This window comes from Clostridium tetanomorphum (genome assembly GCF_017873215.1).
GTDB classification, from domain to species: domain Bacteria; phylum Bacillota; class Clostridia; order Clostridiales; family Clostridiaceae; genus Clostridium_AO; species Clostridium_AO tetanomorphum.
The window spans coordinates 1-19,748 of sequence record NZ_JAGGKA010000022.1; the positions used below are offsets into that span (position 1 = coordinate 1).

The following is a 19,748-nucleotide window of genomic DNA, read 5'->3' on the forward strand; positions in this document are numbered from 1 at the left end:
GGCGAGATTTTCATACGTGCCTTAAGGCACAATGCTGGTAAAGTGCCCTTATAGGGCTTAAGAAAAACCACCAGCTTAGCTGGTGGATATTTATTTCTTTTTATTTTATCTTATTCTCCATTTAAATAGTATTAGGGATAAATTATTTATAACTTGTTAATAATATTATAGTACTTTGTTTTTAATTTATATTTATTATAGTTTTGGATGGAGGTTACATTATGGGATTTATTAGATGGTTAAGTGCCTTTATTCTCCTATTTTGTCTAATAGGATTAATATTTAGAATAGGAGGTAAGCTAATAAACTTCCTATTATTAATATCTGTTATAATATTTGTAGTAGACTCCTTATTCCTTAGAAAGAAAAGTATTTAGTTTACTTCTCCATAATAATTAAAGCAGTGCCTTCTAAGCACTGCTTATTTAAAATTTAACTTTTCCCAACATCAGATAATAATAAATCTTTATTATGTTCTAAAGCCCAGCTTATAGCCCAATCACTTTGGAATAGCAATAATGTCCTATCTTTTAAGTCTTTTACTGTCTTTGTATCACTAGTTATATTTAATTTTTCTGGATCTCCATTATAACTTTCTATCCATCTTACATATCTAAATGGTAATCTTTCCATTTTAATATCTACATTATATTCATTTCTCATTCTATATTCCAGTACTTCAAATTGTAACACTCCAACTACACCAACTACAATTTCTTCTATACCAATATTTATTTCTTTAAATACTTGTATAGCTCCCTCTTGTGATATTTCAGTAATACCTTTTATAAATTGTTTCCTTTTCATAGTATCTACTGTTCTTACCCTTGCAAAATGCTCTGGTGCAAAAATCGGTATGCCATTAAATTTAAATTTATTATTACTTTTACATAAAGTATCACCTATTCTAAATATGCCTGGATCGAATACTCCTATTATATCTCCTGCATAAGCTTCTTCTACTATTTCCCTGTCCTGTGCTAAAAATTGTTGTGGTTGAGCAAGTTTTACTTTACTGCCTCCTTGCATGTGGAATACTTCCATACCCTTTTTAAATTTTCCTGAACATATTCTCATAAATGCTATTCTATCTCTGTGAGCTGGATTCATATTAGCTTGTATCTTGAATATAAAAGCAGAAAAGTCTTCTGAAAATGGTTCTATTTCACCTGAATCTGATTCTCTTCCAAGAGGTGCTGTAGTTAATTTTAAAAATGCTTCTAGAAATGGTTCTACACCAAAATTAGTTAACGCACTTCCAAAAAATACAGGAGTTAATTCACCTTTTCTAACCTTCTCAATGTCAAATTCATCTCCTGCTATATTTAACAACTCTATGTCTTCTACTAATTTGTCGTGTAAAGATGTTCCAAGTAAATCTTTAAATACCGGATCATCTACACTTCCCTCTACAGATTCAACAGTGCTTTGTCCGTGATTTCCGCCATTAAATACTTCTATTAAATTCTTATTTCTGTCATATACTCCCGTAAAATCTGCTCCTGACCCTATAGGCCAGTTTACAGGATAAGATCTTATTCCAAGAACATTTTCTATTTCTTCCATAAGTTCAAATGGATCTCTACTTTCTCTGTCCATCTTATTGACAAATGTAAATACAGGAATTCCTCTTAAACTACACACATGAAATAATTTTTTTGTTTGTTCTTCTACACCTTTAGCTCCATCTATTACCATTACTGCACTATCTGCAGCCATCAATGTTCTATATGTATCTTCACTAAAATCTTGGTGCCCAGGAGTATCCAATATGTTTATACAATATCCATTATAATTAAACTGCATAACAGATGATGTTACAGATATTCCCCTCTGCTTTTCTATTTCCATCCAGTCAGAAACTGCATGTTTTGAAGCTTTTCTTGCTTTTACTGATCCTGCAAGTCTTATAGCTCCTCCATATAGTAAAAGTTTTTCGGTTAAGGTAGTCTTACCAGCATCTGGGTGTGATATTATTGCAAAAGTTCTTCTTCTCTCTATTTCCTTTATTAAATCCTCCACCATACTCTCTCCTCTTTTATATTTATGTACATCAATGATTTTATCTTTTATATAATTAACTGTCAATTAAATTGCCCTAATTATATAGGAATAATATAATACACTATATTATTTTTAACATGTTATATAATAAATATTAATACTTTATATTTTTTTATTAATATAACTCTATATATGTATTATCTAGTGTTATAATAAAGTGTAATTATTTTATTAGATTGGAGAAATGTATATGTATAAATTAATTGCTTTAGACATGGATGGAACATTGTTAAATTCTAATAAAAATATATCTAAGGAAAATTTAACTGCTATAAAAAATGCAAAAAAATTAGGAGTAAAAATTGTTTTGTCTACTGGTAGACCTTTAGAAGGTATAAAAAAATATTTGAACAAACTAAATCTTATAAATGATGAAGATTATTCTGTAGTGTATAATGGCGCCATAGTACAGAATAATAAAACCGGAAAACTTCTTTGTAAAAAATTATTATCTATAGATGATGTAGCATATTTATACGATTTAAGTAAAAAATTAAATATCCATATCCATACCCTTACTCCTGAGTTATGTATCACACCAAAATCAGGCAAATATACTGAGTTAGAATGTGAATTAAACAACATCCCTCTAAAAGTTATGGATTTTCATGCTTTAAATAAAGAATTAGAAATAGTAAAAATAGTCTTTGCAGATGAACCTTCACTTATATCAAAAATTATGAACAAAATACCTGATGAAGCATTATCTAAGTATACAGTAGTAAGAAGTGCACCTTTCTTTTTAGAATTTTTAAATAAAAAAGCTAATAAAGGTAGTGGAGTAGAAGTAATAACAGAAAGTCTAAATATAGATAAAAATCATGTTATTTGTGTTGGTGATGCTGGCAATGATATGCATATGATAGAACTTGCAGGTCTTGGAGTAGCTATGGAAAATGCATTTCCTGAAGTAAAAAAAATAGCGGATTACATAACTTTAACTAATGACAATCATGGAGTCGCCCATGTAATTAACAAATTTATTTTATCTCATAAATAAATTTATAAAAATTACACACAGTGTATTTAAAAGTTTTCAACAATCTGTGTGTAATTTTTATATGATTTTGTATATTCTATTATTTAGTTTTTCCTACAAATCCTATCTTTCTCTGCATTTTAGCAAGTACTTTACCAGCTACATAATTTGCTTTTTCTGCACCCTTTTTATATATTGCTTCTAAGTAATCCTTGTTTTCTAATAATTCTTTTACTTTATTTTGTACTGGTTCAATTTCAGCTATTATAGCTTCAGCTACATCACTCTTAAACTTAGCATAACCTACTTTCTCATATTCTTTAACTATTTCTTCAGGAGTCTTTCCTGTAGCAGCACTTAAAATATTTATCAAATTTTTAACTCCTGGTTGTTCATCACTATAATTTACTACTCCTATGCTATCTGTAACAGCTCTGTTTAATTTCTTTCTAATTATATCTGGTGTATCCATAATCAATATATAACTATTAGAATTATCTGCAGACTTAGACATCTTTTTAGATGGATTTTGTAAATCCATTATTCTAGCTCCTTCTTTAGGTATATATGGTTCAGGAATTTTAAATGTTGGGCTATATATGTTATTAAACCTTTCAGCAATATCTCTAGTTAATTCTAAGTGTTGTTTTTGATCATTCCCTACAGGTACTAAATCAGCGTTGTATAATAATATATCTGCTGCCATCAATACTGGATAATCTAATAATCCTGCGCTTACTGATTCACCATATCTTTGAGATTTATCTTTAAACTGCGTCATTCTTCCTAATTCACCAAGATAAGTATAACAATTTAATAACCATGCAGCTTCACTATGTGCTGATACATGTGATTGAATAAATAAAGTATTTTTTTCTGGATCAATTCCTGAAGCTATATATGTTGCAAGTACTTCTAAAGTTCTTCTTCTTAGCTCCTTTGGTTCCTGTCTTACTGTTATAGCATGTAAATCTACTACACAGTAGTAACAATCATATTCATCCTGTAATTTAACCCAGTTCTTTATAGCCCCAAAATAATTGCCTATAGTTAAGTTTCCAGAAGGTTGTATGCCACTAAATATCACCTTTCTATTATTTTCCATTTTTATTCCTCCTATTCTTATATTTATCTACCTCTACCATTGCTACTCCTAGTTATTAAATAAGAGATAACCACTATTAGCAATGTGGATATTTTCATATAAACTCTATTGAATATTTATATAAACTTCAAATAAAAAAACCTATAGTAAATTTATTACTATAGGGCGTATTAGCGCGGTACCACCTAAATTTAAGAAGATATTAAGTCTTCTCCTTATCTAGATACAAATATTATATCCTGTCTCTATAACGCGAGACTTCCGTCTAAACTACTTATATTTCATCTTGAATCTCCAGGACCCATTCAGTTTAATCATAATTATTGTAATTCCACCATCTACAACTCTCTTTAAACCTGCTTTTAAACTTACTTACTTCCTATCATAGAATATTGTATTTATTTATTAATTATAATATTATATATTTTTTTGTCAATAGCATTACTTTTTCCACAAGCCATGCAAATTACAATATTCTCTAGCGGCAATAACTTCTTCATCTAATTTAAACTCAGCTTGTGGTTTTTCTCCTGGTTTTAAATATTTTCTATATACTTTATTTTCTGTATGCACTTCAATCCACTCAATATAATGCTCCTCAATCATTGGATGTTCTACTTCTCCAACTTTAACTAATACTCCACCTTCTATTTTTTCTATAATAGGAACATGTTTTTCTTTTGCCCCATCTGTGGTGTTTTCTTTTTTTAGCACCATAGGTTTCCCACAACATACTAAAGTTCCAGCACCTGAATGAACAACCTCTACTATATTTCCGCATATTTCACATTTGTATATTTGTTTTACTTCCGTCATTAAAATCCCCTCCTAATTTATATATTTTTATTCAGATATTTATATAATAAATATTCTATAATAATACTTATTTTCCTTTTTTATTACCAATTTTTTATTTATTCTCTATATAGAATATAATGAATAGTATTTACTATCTATCAAATACTAAACATAAATAATATATTTTAATGTATAAGGAGGACTAAAAATGAGTAAAGATGAACCTTATCTTCCTAGTGAAAGAGATTATTTAGAAGTAAACCAAAAAATAGTTAAATCATATTCAAAAGATAAAAGAGATTATACAAAATTACCTGATAACGTAAGAGATCCTATAGTATCTAATAACATAGCTACTTGGGAATTTGATAATACCTCTAAAGATATGGAAGAGAATGATATATTCTCGTAACATTTTTTATAGTTTAATAAAAAATAGCTATCACTTCTTATCTGTGATAGCTATTTTTTTATATGAAATGTATATTTAAAATTTCAATATAAACCATTTAGTTGTTACTTTTAATGATTTATAGCTACCTCAACAAAATGTTCTCCTTCAGTTAAAAATGGTATTAAATCATTATCAAGCCTTTTTCCATCTAAATTTATATATTCTTCATTATCTCTTTTTACATCAATTTTATATACACATTTCCCTCTTTTATAAGTCATTTTAAATTCATTCCAACCCTTAGGTATATTTGGTTTTAATCTAAAACCTCTATTCTCATCTAATTTTAATCCTAATATACCTGTAACTGCTGTGGTATACATCCAGCCAGCTGCACCAGTATACCAACTCCAGCCACCTCTTCCTATATGAGGTTCAACAGCATATACATCTGCAGTAACTACATAAGGTTCTACTTTAAATCTCTCACAATCTAAATAAGCTAAGGTATGATTAATAGGATTAATCATATTAAATATATTATGAGCTTTATCATTAAATCCTATCATGGTTAAAGCTAAAATATACCATATAGCAGCATGGGTATACTGTCCTCCATTTTCCCTTACTCCTGGAACATATCCTTTTATATATCCCGGCTCTAAAGAAGATTTATCAAAGGCTGGAGTCAATAACATTACCAGTCCTTTGTCATATTTTACAAGATATCTTTCCACAGATAGCATAGCTTCTTTGGCTCTACTTTCCCTGGCACCTCCAGATATAACAGCCCAAGATTGAGATAATGAATCAATTTGTGCCTCATCATTTTCCGAAGAACCTAAAGGTGTTCCGTCATCAAAATAAGCCCTTCTGTACCAGTTTCCATCCCAAGCATTAGCTTCTATATTATCTATAATAAAACTTGACATCTCTTTATATTTTTCTTCTTTTACTTTATCATCTTTCCAATTACATATATTTATAAAGTCTTTTAATATAGTATATAAAAACCATCCAAGCCATACACTTTCGCCTTTTCCCTTATTTCCCACAGTACTCATTCCATCATTCCAATCGCCTGATCCCATGAGAGGAATATTATGTTCTCCAAATTTAAGAGCTCTATCTATAGCATTTATACAATGTTCATATATACTTCCATCTTTATTAGATTGACGTGCTATATTATATCTCTCATCTTCACCTTCCTTTAAAGGTTCATCTTCTAGATATGGAACAATTTCATCTAATATACCATAGTCTCCAGTGTTCTCAATGTACTGTGCAGTCACATAAGGAAGCCATAAAAGGTCATCTGAAAATCTTGTTCGTATACCACTATCAACAACAGGATGCCACCAATGTTGCACATCTCCTTCTATAAACTGTCTTGAAGCACTATATAATATCTGTTTTCTTGTGTAATCAGGTTCTATATATGATATTGCTAGAGAATCCTGTAATTGATCTCTAAATCCATAAGCTCCTCCTGATTGATAAAAAGCTGTTCTTGCCCAGTATCTACACGCTATAGCTTGATACATAAGCCATCCATTTACCATAATATCCATAGTTTTATCTGGCGTTTCTATTTGTATCCTGCCCAACATATCCTTCCAATAATTTTTAACATTCTCTAGTTCTTCTAAAACAACATTTATTGATCTGTATTTTTCTATACATTCATCTACCTTATATATATTTTCGTCCTCACCTAAAAGTATTAAAACATATTTTTCTTCATTAGGCTTTAAGGTTATTTTACTATTTACTGCCATACAAGGATCTAAACCAGAACCTACAGTATTTGAAAATCTTTCTTTTTTAAGTGCTTCTGGGTTTTCTATAAATCCTTCTTTTCCAATAAATTCACTTCTACTTCCTGTATAGGATTCATCTTCTCCTCCAGCTATTTTAAGATAGGCTATTAAATTTCCAAAATTATTACTGTAAGGATTCTTTGCATACATATACTCTTTGTTACTATTTATATAAGTAGAAATATATTGTGCTGTTTGTTGTGGTACGACACCAAGTACAAGTTGTGCATAATAAGTAACAGATAACTTTCTTTCTACATCTGTATCATTCTTTAACTTTACAATGGATAATTTTATACTATTGTTCATAGGAGAAAACATGGTAACTTCTCCACCTATTCCAAACACCTTGTGTTTAAATGTAGAATATCCAAAGCCATGCTCTATAATATATCTTCCTTCATCTCTTATAGGCTTAGGTGATATACTCCATAACTTGCCAAAAACCTCATCTCTTATATAAAGAGCTTCTGATTCACTATCTTTAACAGGATCATTAGACCAAGTAGTTATTTTATTTTCCCTACTATTTTTATACCATGTATAGGCAATCCCACTTTCTGAAACATGAAATCCGAAATTACCGTTACTTATTACATTTATCCAAGGTGCTGGAGTATTTTTATAATCTTCTAATACAATAACATATTTATCTCCAGTATCAGTAAATCCACCTAAACTATTAAAATAATTTAATTTTGGTATTTCTATCTCCTGCCCTTTATCATTAAAACTGATTTCATTATGCTTTAATAATTTTATATCGTAATTTAAATTCTCATTTTTTCTTATGTGAGCAGTAATACCTCCCTTTTCTCCATCAATAATAAGTCTGCATATAGACATTATAAACTTAATATATTCTTCTGCCATAGTGGATTTATTGTATAGAAATACTCCTCCTAATCTATTTTGTATATCTCTTGCATGACTAGAGTTAATTATATCCAAAATGGATTCTTGTAATGCTTGAATATACGAAGTATCTTCTAAATTTAAAATAACTAAATCTATTTTTAATCCTTTTAAATTTAAATATTCATGTGCCTTAAGCATTTGTCTGACTAAATCTAAGTCCTGTTCTTTCCTAATTAGTAACACTACTATAGGCAAATCCCCTGATATTCCGTAAGGCCATAAATCTGACTGACCTTTATTTATAGATTTTATATAGTTCTCTCTTTCTCTAAAAGTATTGTTTAAAAATATAATCTTAGATGCTAATGATTGATATACATTAGCAATAGATGAATTTATTCCTAAATATCTAGTTTCTACTTGACTTTGTGTCCATGCCAATTCAAATATTCTATTAATATTACTCCATTGCCTATACTTTCTTCCTAATTTTATAGCTTCCTCTCTACTATCAGCTACAGCTGTAGTATATGCTATATGGCAAGTTTCTCCTGGTGGTATTTGAACTCTTACTCTTATACTTAATATAGGATCTAATACTGCTCCTACAGTATTACTTAATGGTGAATCATTTTCCATAACTTCTGGTTTACTTAGATTTCTGTTTCTTCCTATAAAATTAGGTCTACTGGTTTCATATTGTACTTTTCCAATAATCTTATCATCAGTTAATACAGTCTGTATTGCCCAAGGTTCTTTTCCTTCTTTTTGTCTTTTTCTTCTATAAGCTAATAAACACAAAGGATCCTCTATATATTCTGTTTTTATAAAAAGATTACTGAAAGTCGGATGAACCAAATCTGCACTATAATTAGTTAAAGTTACTTCACAATAACTGGTTATTTCTACTGTACGACTACTATTACTATTATTAGTTATAAATAATTTTCTTACCTCACCGTTATCTTCATTTAAAACAGCTATTTGAGTAGTTGTTTTTATATTGCCATCAACTCTATTAAATTCCGCCTTATCAAGTGAAAAATTCACTTCATAGCTATCTCCTTCATTTTTACAAGGTTGATAAAAATTACTCCAATACTCATTAGAATTCAAATTTTTTACATAGAAAAACATCCCTGTATTATCTTCTGTTATATCTTCTTTCCATCTATAAACCATCATATTATCTTTTTTACTATAACCACTTCCACTATTTGTGATCATAATAGAATAGTCTCCATTAGATAGTAGATGCGTCTCCGGATAAGTAGTCCTCGCTGTTAAATACTTTCTAACTATAGTAATATTTCTATCTTTTATAAATATCTTCTCATTATATTTTTCTTCTCTATCATACACTACCATATTAGGCATTTTTTCTTGTAATAACAATTCTGCTGCTCTAACTTTTGGATCTCTATGAAATCTGCTTTGCAATATATTTTTTCTCAATATATTATCTAAAGCCATAAGACTCATTCCTTCATGATGTACCATATAAGATTTTATTATAGCAAACTCTTTTCCTTTTGGTAATCGTTCTTTAGTATAGTCTATTGCTTCATATAATCCATATCGCCCTTCAAATCCTTTTTCTATCATTTTCTTTATATTTAAAAAGGAATCTTTTCTATTCACCTGTAATGCCATTATACTAGAATATGGAGATATAACCAATTCATTAGAAAGTCCTCTTTTAAGACCTACTCCTGGTACTCCAAAAGCTTTATATTGATAATTTAAATTTACATCAAAAGCATAAAAACTTGATTCAGATATTCCCCAAGGTACCTCTCTTAAATTCCCATAAAATTTTTGACTATCTACAACAAAGTTATAGGTATTATCTAGTAAAGTATCTGGATAACTTTTCATTATAAGTAGCGGCATTAAATATTCAAACATAGTTCCGCTCCAGGAAACCAATCCTTTATTTTTATTTACAGAAGTTAAAGCTCTTCCTAACTTAAACCAATGTGTTTGATTTACATCTCCTTTAGCTATAGATATAAAACTTGCTTGCCTTGCTTCTGAAGCGAGTAAATCATAGTAGCAATTATCAATCTTTCCTTTTTCTACATCATAACCAATAGAAAACAGCTGCTTAGACTCATTAAACAAAATACTAAAATTCATTTCACTAGCAATCTTATCTATAATCAATTTTAGTTTATTTATTTCTTTATAAAGATTATTTATCTCCTTTTTTCCATTAATTATAGCCACATATATTTTGTTTAAATTCTTATATGAATAAATATCTAATCTTTCTATTTTGTCTTCAATATGTTGTAGTTTAACAATAGCCTCCTTTACTCCTTCAAACTTGATAATATCTATTAATTTATCTAATATATTTCTTTCATCTTCATGAAAGAAATTGTTATTATTTCTACTCTCACATATATAATAATCTTCTAACAATTGAACCCATGGAAATAATTTATATATATTATTAATATAAGTGTTTACCGTATATAGTAATTTTTTATTCCAATATAATTTATCATCTTTTTCATATTTTTTTATTAAATTTGTTGCAATTTCTTTTAGGCTCTTTAATATCTTCATCAATTCAATAGTATCTTCATTCCAATTAATTAAAGCTTCCATATTTTCTCTATAGTCTATTTTTTCTTCATTCTCTAACTCATCTTCACATATTCTCAATAAGTCTATTAACCCTTCCGTCATATTAATATTTAATATAGGTGTATCTAAAAATTCTTCTATAGATATATTCAGCAACCATAAATATCCTAATAAATTTCCGCTATCTACAGTAGATATATACTTTGGATAAAGAGGTTCCTTTGTATTTGTGTCATACCAATTATAAAAATGCCCTTCATATTTATCTAGTGAGTCCATACTATTTAAAATTTCATTTAGCCTATATATGCATTGACATAAGTCTATATACCCTAAATCAAAAGCAACAATATTAGATGTAATACCCATTCCCATATTAGTAGGAGATGTTCTATGAGCTAATCCATTCTCAGGATACTCTTGATAATTATCCGGAGCTAACCAGTTATTTTTGTTATTATTAAAATCTTCAAAGTATGACCATATTTTCCTACTAAGTCTTCTAAATAAAATTATTTCCTCTTCACTAAGCTCTTTAATTTTCTCTTTTCTTTCCTTACTTATAAAATAAGCAATATAAGGACTTAAAAACCATATTATACAAGACGGCAATAAAATAAATCCCATATTGATAGATTTATAAAAAGCCAATACAGCTATAACAACTGCAATAGCACTTCCTTGCCACATAGAGTGTACGAAGTGTTTTAATTCTCTACCAGAACTAGCCTCTGCATCAGCTGCTGTTTGCCATTCTAAAAGATTTTTTTTACTTATATAAACTCTATATAAAGTTCTTATTATTGCATCTAACATTAAATACGCTTGATACGGTAAAAAAGAAAAAATTAAAAAAAACTGCTCTATACCTATCTTCCAATTATAAATTTTACCTGATAAACTGATTCCTTTTATAGGCATTATAACAGATTCAGATACATCAAATAGCATTGGTGCTAAAAGACCAATAAGAGCTACTATTAACCATTTATCTGGCAAACTAAATAATACTAATGATAATAAAATTAATATTATTATAGATGGAGCTAATAAACTTCTTCTTAAATTGTCAAATATTTTCCATTTCGATAATTTATTTAAAGATGTTTTCTTTGCAAGCCATGGAACTAACTGCCAGTCACCTCTAACCCATCTATGTAATCTTTTGGAACTAGAATTATAATAAGCAGGATATCCATCTATTAATTCTACATCAGTTAGAAGAGCTGCTCTTACATAAGATCCTTCTAATAGATCATGACTTAATACTGAATTTTCTGGCATCTCATTCCTTAGCATATAATTAAATGTATCTACATCATATATACCTTTTCCAGTAAATATACCTTCATCAAATAAGTCCTGATATACATCAGATATTGCTGTAGTATATAAATCTATCCCTGTCTCTCCTGAGAAAATTTTTGAGAATAAAGTTTTGTTTGCGCTAACAGTGGAAACATTTATACGAGGTTGCATTAATCCATGTCCTCTTAATACAGCTTTTTTTTCTTTATCTATATAAGGTTTATTTAGTAAATGAGCCATAGCTCCTATTAGTTTTTTAGCGCTATCCATTGGAAGTTGAGTATCTGCGTCCAATGTTATAATATATTTCGCTTTATATAATTCATTCAAATTTCCACTTATAACATTATAGCTAGTATTTTTATCTCCTCTTATTAGAGCATTAAACTCCATTAATTTTCCTCTTTTTCTCTCCCAACCTAGCCATGTTCCTTCCTTTTCATTAAATTGTCTATATCTATTAAAAAAATAGAATATATCCTTTTCTTTTGATGCATATTTTTGGTTAAGCTGCTTAACTCCATTTAATCCACTTTGTATTATTTCCTCATCTTTTTCTTCATGTTCTTCCTGGCTATCTTTAAAATCTCCTAATATAGCATAATAAATATTTTCACTTTTGTTGGCTAAATAATATATCTCCAAATCTTCAATAAGTTCTTTTACTCTTTTTTTATTATTCAATAAGGTTGGAATTACTACTATAGTGCTATATTCTTCTGGTATGCTATCTTTAAACTCTACTTTGGGTATAAAACTTGGCTTTAATAAATGATTTATACTCCAATTTGCTATAGAAGTAACTATTTCGCTTACAGGAATAAGAATAATTAAAAATCCTATAATATACTTCCAAATAGCAATATCATAATATGGATATAAGTTTAAATAAAGAAGTATAAAAGATAAAAGAATAGTTGTTATCACAATAAAATTTATATAATAATTAACCTTTTTATTTTTATTGCTATTTTTCAATCTTTCTATTCCTTTATCCTTAAATCCTATTTTATTTTTCAAACATTCTATTCCGTCATCAATAATATAATATCCAACATGTTTTAAGTAAGCTTTATCTTCTATATATTCATTCTCTAGTGCACATTCAATAGCTTTTTTAGCTACAAAAGTTTCACCTAATTTCATATATCTAGCTAGCTTTTCTATATTTCTTCTATAATAATCTCTAGATGAAAAATCCATTTTGTCATACAGCTTTGCTGGGTCCTCTCTTAAAGTTTGTTCTAAGTAACTTAACTTCTCAAAACACTGTTTCCAATTTAATGAAGAAATTTCTCTCATTCCTGTAATACTATTTCCTATAATCATTCTAAAAAATGCTTGTTTTTTATGCTCTAATATAATTGTTCTTTTCGTGTCTGTTTCCTTTTTAGCTAACTGATCATCAATCCATTTGTATACATTTGCATTATCTAATCCACTATCCCTTAATACCTTCAATAATCTTTCTGTAAAGTAAGGTGTAAAACTAAATTGTTGGTTAAATATACTTACTAAGTTTTCTTCATCATTAGTGTATTTAATTAATTTTTCTCCTAATTCTTCTCCCTTATTCTTTTCTTTTTGTGAAAAAACTATATTGTTTGTCACTTTGCTTATGTTTTGTATAATAGCTATTTTTAACATCACTGGTAAAGCCCATAACTCACTGCTGGTTAATAGAGTATGACTTTGATATTCCTTTATTAGATTTTCTATAATTTCTTCATCTATTTTTCCATCTGTAATGTGTACTATCTTTTTTGCAATATAGTATATTCTAGGGTAACCTTCCATTACACCTTTACATATAATTGGTAAACTATCACAATAATTTATACACATATTATTCTTTAGTTGCTTATATTCTTTTTGAATTAAATATAGATTATCCAACAACCATTCCCCTGCAGATACTATATCTTTTTTGCTTTTCGCCTCATTATTTATATAATCATAACCTTCTAAAATATTTCTATAACTTTTATCTAAACTTTTTACAATCTTCCTTTTTGCTCTAATACTTTCACTCTTCTTATTATATGGACATTCTTCTATTTCTCCCCTATGAATTTCGTTATTATTATAAATAAAATCTACATCATGTTCATAATTATTTACATCTTTAAAATATTTATAAAGGACAACTACAACTAATATTCCTAGTATTAAAACAGCACTAATTCCGTAGTAGAACATAATAATCCATCCTTTCCATTCTAGTAAATGAATCGCTTAAATTATTATTTCCAACAACTAAAAAAAATATTAGGAAGAATTACTTAGTAATTCTTCCTAATATTATCTATAAAGAAATCTCATTCTTTAACATATCTTCATAACTCTCTCTTTTACAAATTAATTTAGATGATTTATCTTTTACCAAAACTACTGCAGCTTTGGGAATTTTATTATAATTACTGCACATTGAATATCCATATGCTCCAGTAGAAAGAACCGCTAAAACATCTCCACTTTCACATTCTGATATATTTGTGTTCTCTATTAATATATCCCCAGATTCGCAACATTTCCCACTTATAGTTACACACTGTGTATCTTTGCTTTCTACCTTATTTGCTACCATACAATCATATTCAGCGTTATAAAGAGCTGGTCTAATATTATCTGTCATTCCTCCATCTACAGATACATATTTTCGTATCTCTGGAATCTCTTTCATAGCACCTATAGAATAAAGCGTTGTTCCTGCATTACCTATTATGGACCTTCCTGGTTCTATAACTAAACAAGGAAATTTGACATTTAATTCTTTAGCTTTAGAAACTGCTTTATTTAAAATATAGTCGCAGTATTCTTTTGTAGATTTAGGTGTATCTCCTTCTTTGTAGTATATACCAAATCCTCCCCCTAAATCCAACTCTTGTAATTCATAATTTAACTTATCCTTTATATCCTTAATTATATTAAACATTATATCTACAGCATCTTCATAAGGAGTTGTTTCAAATATCTGTGAACCTATATGACAATGAATACCTAATAAATCTATATTAGGTGATTTTATACACTGCTCCACCGCTCTAAAAACTTCATCTTCCAATAAAGTGAACCCAAATTTTGAATCTATCTGTCCTGTCTTTATATACTCATGAGTATGTGCTTCTATACCTGGAGTTATCCTTAATATTACCTTTTGAACTATTCCATTATTTTTTGCTATTTCATTTATTCTTTTTATTTCATAAAAATTATCTACTACAAATCTTCCTACTCCTAAACTTACGCCCATTTCAATTTCATCAGTTGTCTTATTATTTCCATGAAAATATATTTTTTCCATAGGAAAAGACGCTTTCATAGCTGTATACAATTCCCCACCTGAAACTACATCTAAGCATAAACCTTCTTCTTTTATTATTTCACACATGGCTAAAGTTAAAAATGCTTTGCCTGCATATGCTACCCTATTACCTAACTCTTTTACCCTAAAGCTTTCATAATAATCTCTACAATTTCTTCTTATAAGCTCTTCATCAAAGACATATAATGGTGACCCATATTCTTTTACTAAATTTAAACAACTAATCCCACCAATATATAAGTTATTATCTTTAACCTCCATAGTACCAAATAATTTCATTTTAATCCTCTCCTTCTAAATCAAGGTTACCATCTGGGTAAATTTAGGTAAAAATAAATGCAGCTAGGTACACCTATAGCTGCATTAAAGACAACTTCTGTGACCTCTGTAGCTCTCCACCATAAACAGTGACAACTTTACATATGTTATATATAAAGCCAGAAAACAACTTGCCACATTGCTTTCTTCGGCTATAATCCCTTTCCTCTTTTTTCATAGCTTGGCTGCTCAAAATGAGTACTATTAATTACAGCACCTCTACCCCAGGTAAACTTTAATATATTAAATTATTGAAAATATATTATCATAATACGTCAATTATTTCAATAGTATATTAAATAAAATTTTTCTAAAATATTATAAGTTATAAAATTGCTTAAAAGATTCAGTTACATAAAATTGATCTTCTACTCCACCTAACTCTCTTATAGAATGCATTCCAAGTATAGGAGTTCCAATATCTACAGATGGTATATTTATGTGTGTTGATGATATAGGTCCTATAGTAGATCCACCTCTTTCATCTGAGCGATTTACAAATCGTTGCACAGGTACATCTGCTTTTTTACATACTTCTTCATAAACTGCTGAAGAAAAACTATCAGAAGTATAACTTTGTCTTGCACTTATTTTAATTACAGGTCCCTTATTAATCATAGGTCTATTCACTGGATCAGCTTTTTCTGGTGAATTAGGATGTACTGCATGGGCCAAATCTGATGATATAATAAATGATTTTGATAATGCCCTAAAATAAGCTTCTTTTCCCTGTTCTTCTTTTTCTACTATTCTTTCTAAAACGCTTGACAACATTATAGAATCTGCCCCCTGCTTAGTAGAGCTTCCTACTTCTTCATTATCAAAGCAAACTAATACATTTGTCCCTTTTGAATGTTTTGATTCCAACAATGCTTTTAATCCAGCATGTACCATAGCTAAATCATCTAATCTTGGTGAAGATATAAACTCATTTCTCATTCCCATAATACAACCTTTTTCATACTCATATAAAAATAGATCAAAGTCAATTATTTCATCTTTACTAACTTTCAATTCTTCCTGTAATATATCTAATAAATAATTTTCTTTTTCCATAGCATCATTTACTATGCTCATTAATGGAAGTGTATGTTTTTGTGCATTTAATTCTATTCCTTTATTTACTTCTCTATTCATATGTATAGCTAAATTAGGTATAATCAATAAAGGTTTTTTTATATTTACCAATTCTTCTTTTGGTTCCATTACATTTTCACTTCTTAGTACAACCCTTCCAGCTATAGCTAAAGGTCTATCCATCCATGTGCTTAATATTGGACCTCCATAAACTTCTGTATTCAACTTTAAATATCCGCCTTCGCATATCATATGTGGATTTGGTTTTATTCTAAAGGTTGGTGAATCTGTATGAGCCCCTATTATCTTAAATCCATTCTCTACTACACTACTAGTCCCAACTATAAAAGCTGTAATAGCCGAATTATTCTTCTTTGTATAATATTTGCCATCTTGAACTAAATTCCATTTATCACTTTCCTTCAATTCTTGGAATCCACCATTTAACAGTTCATTTTCTACACATTCAACAGCATGAAAAGCTGTTGGACTATCATATATAAAATCTATAAGTTCTTTGGATAATTCTATCTTATTCTCCATTATATTCACTACCTCTCATTTTAATTATTTTTCATTATAAGGATATCATACTTATATAGGGCTTTCAAATATATATGGAATAATTTTCTATAAAACCTTTGCATTAAATCATTTTATTTATATTTGTTATAATATGCTATAATAATTAAATGTATTTATATTTTCATAAGAGGTGTTTAATATGATTTCTAAATTTTTAGTTACTCGTTTTATTAAAAATTATGAGGAAATAGAAAATGAAAAGGTTAGAAATAGCTATGGATTTTTAGGAAGTACAGTAGGAATAATAATTAATACAATTTTATTCATAGTTAAATTAATAGTTGGAATTATAACTAGCAGTATTTCTGTTACAGCAGATGCTTTCAATAATCTTTCCGATGCCACTTCCTCATTGATTACAATGATTGGCTTTAAACTAGCTTCAAAACCTGCTGATAGAGAACATCCATTTGGACACGGAAGAATAGAATATATATCTGGATTGGCTGTATCCTTTATGGTAATGTTAGTAGGCTTTGAATTTATTAAATCTTCCTATTCCCGAATAACTAATCCTATTCAAGTTAATTTTCAAATAATTCCTTTTATACTAATACTTTTATCAATACTTACAAAGGTATGGATTAGTAGATTTAACAAATATATTGGTAAAAAAATTAATTCTTCTGCACTTCAAGCCTCTTCCTTTGATGCATTAAGTGATGTAATCACTTCAAGTTGCGTTGCTTTATCACTAGTATTATCAAAATGGACTACTTTTCCATTAGATGGTTATATAGGTATTCTAGTCTCTGCTTTTATAATATACTCTGGATTTTCTCTTATTAAAGAGACTCTAAATCCACTTTTAGGAGAAGCACCAGACGAAGAGCTAGTAGATAAAATCATAAACGGAGTATTAAGTTATAGATATATTAGCGGTGTTCATGACTTAGTTATACATAATTATGGCCCTAATAAATTTATGGCTAGTATCCATGCAGAAGTACCACAGGACATATCCATAGTAAAAATTCATGAAATAATAGATAGAGCTGAAAAAGAATTATCTAATGAATTGAACATAATACTAGTAATTCATATGGATCCTATAAATACTAATGATAAAGAAGTAAACTTTGCACGAAAAGAATTAGAAAAAATAATTAAAAATTATAGTGTAATAAAATCAATCCATGATTTTAGAATTGTAGGTGAGGGAGAAAAAAAGAACTTAATATTCGATATAGTTATAGATTATAATCAGTCCCTTACAGAAGAATTTCAAACTAAAATAGTAGAAGACTTAAGCAAAGATATAAAAAAAATTCATCCTCTCTATGATGCAGTAATTACTATAGATAGAGATTTTACATAATATATTTTTGTTAACATATTATACACCCCAGCATAATATATACTGATTCTTTTATTATGGAGTGTGAATTTATATGGTAAAAAAAGAAAGACATTTATTCCCTGGTAGTAATACCTCTGAAGGCTTTTATCCCTTTTTTCAATATATAATAAATACAAATGAAGCTAAAAGAATATTTTATATAAAAGGTGGCCCTGGCACTGGTAAATCGTCACTTATGAAAAAAATAGGTAATATTTTTTTAGATAAAGGTTATACTGTTGAGTTTTTTCACTGTTCTTCAGATAATGAATCTTTGGACGCTATCAATATAAATAATTTAGGAGTAGCATTAATTGATGGAACTGCTCCACATATTAATGATCCTAACTTTCCTGGTGCTATAGATGAGATTTTAAATTTAGGAATTTGCCTAGATGAAAAAAAATTAGAACTAGAAAAAGATAATATTGTAGAAATTTCAAATAAAATAAAGGATAATTTTAACAGAGCTTATACTTATATAAAAAGTGCTAGAATAATACATGATAACTGGAGTTACCATAATAAAAAAGCCCTTGATATTAAATCTTTAAATTCCCTTTGCGAAAAATTAAAGAATGAGATTTTAAAAGATTCTAAAAATACCTTAGGAAAAGAAAGGCATTTATTTGCTACAGCCTTTACTCCTAATGGAATAGTATCTTATGTAGATACTATATATAAAGATTGTAATAATATATATATCCTAAATGGGGAACCTGGTACTGGTAAAACCACTTTATTAAATTTTATTAAGGATGAGGCTTTAAGAAAAGGCTATTTTGTAGAAGTATTTCATGATCCATTAATTCCATCTAGAATAGAGCATATAATAATTCCTGATTTAGAAACTGCAATTCTAAGTTCTAATGAAATAAATAACAGTAGTTTTCAAGGAATAGAATTTAATATGAATGATTTATTAAATAAAAGCTACATTAATACAATAAAAGATGACATAAAAGAAAATAAAGACAACTTCTATAAATTATTAAATATAGGTTTAAATAATATTTCTAACTGTAAAAAATTACATGATGAATTAGAAAAATACTATGTTCAAAATATAAATTTCAAAGAAATTGATGCTATGTGTGAAAAACTAATAAATAGATTATTAGAATATGAGAAGAAAATTCTATAATCATAGTTTAAAATAAGGAAGCTAAAAATTTAGCTT

Annotated in this window: 10 protein-coding genes, 1 riboswitch and 1 other annotated feature; of the genes, 4 read left to right on the forward strand and 6 right to left on the reverse strand. The window is 28.4% G+C overall.

Features of this window, described 5'->3' with window-relative positions; all coding sequences use genetic code 11:
* Positions 1-432: 432 nt before the first annotated feature.
* The gene (locus J2Z24_RS17420) at positions 433-2,025 is read right to left on the reverse strand and encodes a peptide chain release factor 3 (RefSeq protein WP_207714684.1); all 1,593 of its coding nucleotides are present in this window, start codon (positions 2,023-2,025) and stop codon (positions 433-435) included.
* A gap of 229 nt (positions 2,026-2,254) precedes the next feature.
* On the opposite strand from J2Z24_RS17420, the gene yidA reads away from it, so the two are divergent.
* The gene (gene yidA / locus J2Z24_RS17425) at positions 2,255-3,064 is read left to right on the forward strand and encodes a sugar-phosphatase (protein ID WP_035148370.1); all 810 of its coding nucleotides are present in this window, start codon (positions 2,255-2,257) and stop codon (positions 3,062-3,064) included.
* 79 nt (positions 3,065-3,143) lie between these two features.
* Here the strand turns inward: yidA and trpS are convergent, their stop codons facing one another.
* A complete protein-coding gene (gene trpS, locus J2Z24_RS17430) occupies positions 3,144-4,148 on the reverse strand; it encodes a tryptophan--tRNA ligase (protein WP_035148369.1) in 1,005 nt (334 codons plus the stop codon).
* 158 nt (positions 4,149-4,306) lie between these two features.
* Positions 4,307-4,543 (reverse strand) — a binding site (T-box leader).
* Between the two features lie 46 nt (positions 4,544-4,589).
* On the reverse strand, positions 4,590-4,964 hold the full coding sequence (locus tag J2Z24_RS17435; RefSeq protein ID WP_035148367.1) for a desulfoferrodoxin: 375 nt from the start codon (positions 4,962-4,964) through the stop codon (positions 4,590-4,592).
* A 190-nt stretch (positions 4,965-5,154) separates the two neighbouring features.
* On the opposite strand from J2Z24_RS17435, the gene J2Z24_RS17440 reads away from it, so the two are divergent.
* Positions 5,155-5,358, forward strand: coding sequence for a hypothetical protein (locus J2Z24_RS17440; protein WP_035148366.1), 204 nt, complete (start codon positions 5,155-5,157; stop codon positions 5,356-5,358).
* Positions 5,359-5,468: 110 nt separating this feature from the next.
* Here J2Z24_RS17440 and J2Z24_RS17445 read toward each other — a convergent pair whose 3' ends face one another.
* The 3 genes from J2Z24_RS17445 to J2Z24_RS17455 form a co-directional block, all read right to left on the reverse strand.
* Entirely contained in the window at positions 5,469-14,123 is an 8,655-nt protein-coding gene (locus J2Z24_RS17445) for a glycoside hydrolase family 94 protein (RefSeq protein WP_035148365.1), read from the reverse strand.
* Positions 14,124-14,229: 106 nt separating this feature from the next.
* Complete coding sequence (lysA, locus tag J2Z24_RS17450) at positions 14,230-15,528, reverse strand: diaminopimelate decarboxylase (RefSeq protein WP_035148364.1); 1,299 nt, start codon at positions 15,526-15,528, stop codon at positions 14,230-14,232.
* Between the two features lie 101 nt (positions 15,529-15,629).
* Positions 15,630-15,797, reverse strand: a riboswitch (Lysine riboswitch).
* An 88-nt stretch (positions 15,798-15,885) separates the two neighbouring features.
* Complete coding sequence (locus J2Z24_RS17455; RefSeq protein WP_035148362.1) at positions 15,886-17,187, reverse strand: M18 family aminopeptidase; 1,302 nt, start codon at positions 17,185-17,187, stop codon at positions 15,886-15,888.
* A gap of 181 nt (positions 17,188-17,368) precedes the next feature.
* Here J2Z24_RS17455 and J2Z24_RS17460 point away from each other — a divergent pair, with 181 nt between their 5' ends.
* Positions 17,369-18,547 carry a cation diffusion facilitator family transporter gene (locus J2Z24_RS17460; protein WP_035148360.1) on the forward strand — a complete coding sequence of 393 codons (1,179 nt, stop codon included), beginning with the start codon at positions 17,369-17,371 and terminating at the stop codon, positions 18,545-18,547.
* 73 nt (positions 18,548-18,620) lie between these two features.
* Positions 18,621-19,712, forward strand: coding sequence for a PRK06851 family protein (locus tag J2Z24_RS17465; RefSeq protein WP_035148359.1), 1,092 nt, complete (start codon positions 18,621-18,623; stop codon positions 19,710-19,712).
* Positions 19,713-19,748: the final 36 nt, after the last annotated feature.

Excerpts from the sequence above, each read along its gene's own strand:
- J2Z24_RS17420 (WP_207714684.1), bottom strand. The coding sequence starts at position 2,025 with ATGGTGGAGGATTTAATAAAGGAAATAGAGAGAAGAAGAACTTTTGCA.
- yidA (WP_035148370.1), top strand. The coding sequence starts at position 2,255 with ATGTATAAATTAATTGCTTTAGACATGGATGGAACATTGTTAAATTCT.
- trpS (WP_035148369.1), bottom strand. The coding sequence starts at position 4,148 with ATGGAAAATAATAGAAAGGTGATATTTAGTGGCATACAACCTTCTGGA.
- J2Z24_RS17435 (WP_035148367.1), bottom strand. The coding sequence starts at position 4,964 with ATGACGGAAGTAAAACAAATATACAAATGTGAAATATGCGGAAATATA.
- J2Z24_RS17440 (WP_035148366.1), top strand. The coding sequence starts at position 5,155 with ATGAGTAAAGATGAACCTTATCTTCCTAGTGAAAGAGATTATTTAGAA.
- J2Z24_RS17445 (WP_035148365.1), bottom strand. The coding sequence starts at position 14,123 with ATGTTCTACTACGGAATTAGTGCTGTTTTAATACTAGGAATATTAGTT.
- lysA (WP_035148364.1), bottom strand. The coding sequence starts at position 15,528 with ATGAAATTATTTGGTACTATGGAGGTTAAAGATAATAACTTATATATT.
- J2Z24_RS17455 (WP_035148362.1), bottom strand. The coding sequence starts at position 17,187 with ATGGAGAATAAGATAGAATTATCCAAAGAACTTATAGATTTTATATAT.
- J2Z24_RS17460 (WP_035148360.1), top strand. The coding sequence starts at position 17,369 with ATGATTTCTAAATTTTTAGTTACTCGTTTTATTAAAAATTATGAGGAA.
- J2Z24_RS17465 (WP_035148359.1), top strand. The coding sequence starts at position 18,621 with ATGGTAAAAAAAGAAAGACATTTATTCCCTGGTAGTAATACCTCTGAA.